The organism is Sphaerisporangium sp. NPDC049002 (genome assembly GCF_040649355.1).
In the GTDB taxonomy this organism is placed as follows: Bacteria; Actinomycetota; Actinomycetes; order Streptosporangiales; family Streptosporangiaceae; genus Sphaerisporangium.
The window spans coordinates 1-3,367 of sequence record NZ_JBEZFH010000374.1 but is presented as its reverse complement, the minus strand read 5'-3'; the positions used below and the strand labels follow the sequence as shown (position 1 = coordinate 3,367).

Annotated in this window: 3 protein-coding genes; 2 read left to right on the top strand and 1 reads right to left on the bottom strand. The window is 68.5% G+C overall.

Going from position 1 to position 3,367, the window contains the following annotated elements; genetic code table 11:
* On the bottom strand, positions 1–1,802 hold a 1,802-nt coding region (locus AB0B89_RS35550), incomplete at its 3' end, for a BTAD domain-containing putative transcriptional regulator (protein WP_358561914.1).
* Positions 1,803–2,640: 838 nt separating this feature from the next.
* Between AB0B89_RS35550 and AB0B89_RS35545 the strand changes: the two genes are divergently transcribed.
* A complete protein-coding gene (locus AB0B89_RS35545) occupies positions 2,641–3,060 on the top strand; it encodes a hypothetical protein (RefSeq protein WP_358561911.1) in 420 nt (139 codons plus the stop codon).
* A gap of 2 nt (positions 3,061–3,062) precedes the next feature.
* A partial coding sequence (locus AB0B89_RS35540) for an S-adenosylmethionine synthetase N-terminal domain-containing protein (RefSeq protein ID WP_358561909.1) occupies positions 3,063–3,367 on the top strand: 305 nt, incomplete at its 3' end.

Below are 3,367 nucleotides of genomic sequence, written 5' to 3'. Positions count from 1 at the left end.
TCGCGGGCGAACTCGCGGATGAGGTCGTGGAAGCGGTACAGGCTGTGCACGCCGTACCCGCCTGCGGTCTCGATCAGCTGGGCGTCGGCCAGCTCGTCGAACAGGTCCGCGGCGTCGGCGAAGGGGACACCGAGCAGCGCGGCCCCGATCCACACCGAGAACAGGCCGGTGTCCAGGATCGCCAGCCGCCTGAACAGCCGCCTGGCCTCCTCGCCGACGCTCTCATAGGTGAGGGAGATGCTCGCCCTGATCCCCATGTCGCCGTGGTTCAGCTCGTCGAGCCTGCGGGTCTCGTCCTCCAGGCGGCTGACCAGCTGCTCGATGCTCCAGTGGGGACGGGCGGAAAGCCGGGCGCCGGCGATGCGGAGCGCCAGCGGCAGCTGCCCGCACAGCTCGGCCAGCGCCTTGGCCGACTCGGCCTCGGAGCGCACGCGCGCGGTGCCCGCGATGCGCGCGAGAAGCTCCATCGACTGGTCGGCGTCGAAGATGTCCATGTCGACGTGGATGGCCCCGGCCAGCCCGCCCAGGCGGCTGCGGCTCGTGATGAGCACGGCGGACATGCGGGTGCCCGGGAGCAGCGGCAGGACCTGGCTCTCGGTGGCCGCGTCGTCCAGGACGACCAGGGTCCTGCGGTCGGCGAGCAGCGCGCGGTACATCTCGGCGCGCTCTTCGAGCCCGTCGGGCATGGCGTTGCCCGGCACGCCGAGCGCGCGCAGAAACCGTTCGAGCACGTGCATGGGGCTGACCTGCCGGGAGGCTCCGCCGTGCAGGTCGGCGAACAGCTGGCCGTCGGGGAAGCGCTCGGCCACCATGTGCGCGGCGTGCACGGCGACGGTGGTCTTGCCGATGCCGCCCTTGCCCGCGACGATGATGATCGGCACCGCGAAGCGGGTGGGATCCTCCGAGGCGAGCGCCAGCTCCCTCTCGATGGCGTCGATCTGCTTGGCGCGGCCGGTGAAGTCGGCGATCGCGCTCGGGAGCAGGAACGGCACGGGGACGACGGGCGCGGCGGCCGGCGGCTCGACCGGGATTATGGTCGCCTTGACCGGGATGTCGAGACTCTCGTCGGCGGTCAGGATGGCCTGTTCGAGGCGCTGGAGCTGCTCGTTGGGCTCGATGCCCAGCTCCTCGATCATGGTCTCCCTGGCGAGCCGGTACACCTGGAGCGCCTCGGCCCTGCGGCCCGAGCGGTAGAGCGCCAGCATCAGCAGGCCGCGCAGCCGCTCGCGCAGGGGATACTGCTCGATGAGGCGGGTCAGCTCGCCGATCAGCTCCTGGTGCCTGCCGAGGTCGAGCTCAAGCTGGATGCAGTCCTCGTTGGTGGTTATCCGCTCTTCGGTGAGCCTGCCCGCCGCCGACTGCACCGGCCTGCTCTCGATGCCCTGCAGGGCCTCCTCGCCCTGCCACAGCTTGAGGGCGTCGCGGTAGCTTCTCACCGCCTCGTCGAGGTCGCCGGCGTTGCGCGCGCGGCGCGCCTCGCCGGTCAGGGCCTCGAACCGCTGAGCGTCGAGGCGGCCCTCTTCGACGCGGATGATGTAGCCACGGGGGTGGGTGGAGATGATGTCCGCGCCTTCGTGCGCGGCGAACAGCCGTCGCAGCGAGGAGATGCAGATCTGGACCTGGGCGCGCGCGGTGGGAGGCAGGTCCTCGCCGTAGATGGCCTCGGCGAGCCGGTCGACGGTGACCAGCCGGTTGGCGTCGAGCAGGAGGTTGGCGAGGGTGATTCGCTGCCGCGCCCCCCCGATGTCCAGGCGGTCACTGCCTGCGATCACTTCAAGCGGTCCCAGGATCCGGAACTCCACCTGTTGACTCCTTGCCAGAAAACCCGCGGACACATCCGGAAGTCTTCGCGCTCTCAGCCCTCCTGAGACAAGTATCAGGTACGCGCCCCCAGGCGGGCCGGGCTTTGGGGCCGTTGGTGGCGAATCGCCTGCTGCGACGTGCAGTGGAGCCAGGTGGTACCGCTCATCCTCCTTGAACCCCTACCGCTAATGCCCATATCGTACAACTAAGTGGCTACAGGAACCAGACGGGTATTTACATACCGAAAAGTTCATCTGTGAAGCCCGTTATGTGTGAGAAATGATCCCCCTACGGTGCCGCATGGGCTATTAGCCGGCGGGAAGCCCGCTCCGGCCCGCAGCGAGGGGCCATGAGCATGAGGGGACGGGTGGACCGGCGAGGGCCCGGGCCCCCCTGGTGCTCCACGATCTTCGTGTGGGGGTCCCCGGACCCGTCCCCGCGCCACCGGGAGTCGGGGGAATTCCACGGAATGGGCGGCACGCGTCCTGCCCCGTATTCGGGCCGCGGTTCGGCGGCCAACGGTTGTCAGACGATTCTCATCCCGGCGCGATAACCGCGTTATCCGCCCGCCCCGGGCTGTAGGGGTTCCGCAGGGGTTTCAGCGGGGTTCGGCGCCCGTCTAGCATCGAATCAATCGAGCTTGGAACGGATTTTTAGCCGCATGATGAGGTGGTGTCTCTGGTCGGTGGTTTCCTTCGCAGTAAGTCCCCACGCGGGCAAGGGCCATCGCGCGAGCGCCACTCGCACGATGGCTCTTGCTTTGCACGCGCGAGGAGCGGCCGACGGGGGAGCAGGGCCGTGACCAGGAGTTCGACGACGCCGACCCAGAGGAGGGACATGACCGACGAATCGGTGGAGGCATTTCGCCCCGCCAGGCCCGGGAGTGTCATGCGCGTGCGGAAGGGCATCGTCGGAGAAATCGCAAAGATGAACGTCATCAGGACGGACACGTTTGTCGTAAAGGCGATCGGCGGCATGGTCGCCGATTCGCCCGCGCGATCGAAGGCACCACTTATTCAAAGCAGGTCGGCGTTCGCTCCGGAATCGGCGGCGGCGACCTCGTCCAGGCGGCCGGAGGTGGGTGACCGCCCCCGCTCCGGTGCAGGCGCTCCAGGCGGAATTCCCGCGTACACCTCATCGCGAGGCAGGCGCTTCGACGCCGGCCGATCGGTGAGCGTGGCCGCCGACAATCGCTTCCGAGTTGAAGCTCCCCAGTACGCCGGGCCGAGAGCCCGCGCCCATGAATCCGAGGAGTGAAGATGTCCCGCCGCCTGTTCACGTCCGAGTCGGTCACCGAGGGTCACCCCGACAAGATCGCCGACCAGATCAGCGACGCCATCCTGGACGCCATGCTCAAGGGCGACCCCAAGAGCCGCGTGGCCGTAGAGACGATGATCACCACCGGTCAGGTGCACGTCGCCGGAGAGGTGACGACGGAGACGTACGTCGACATCCCCGGCCTCATCCGGGAGAAGATCCTTGAGATCGGCTACGACGCCTCCCACAAGGGCTTCGACGGCGCCTCGTGTGGCGTGTCGGTGTCCATCGGCGCGCAGTCGCCCGA

Excerpts from the sequence above, each read along its gene's own strand:
- AB0B89_RS35545 (WP_358561911.1), top strand. The coding sequence starts at position 2,641 with ATGACCGACGAATCGGTGGAGGCATTTCGCCCCGCCAGGCCCGGGAGT.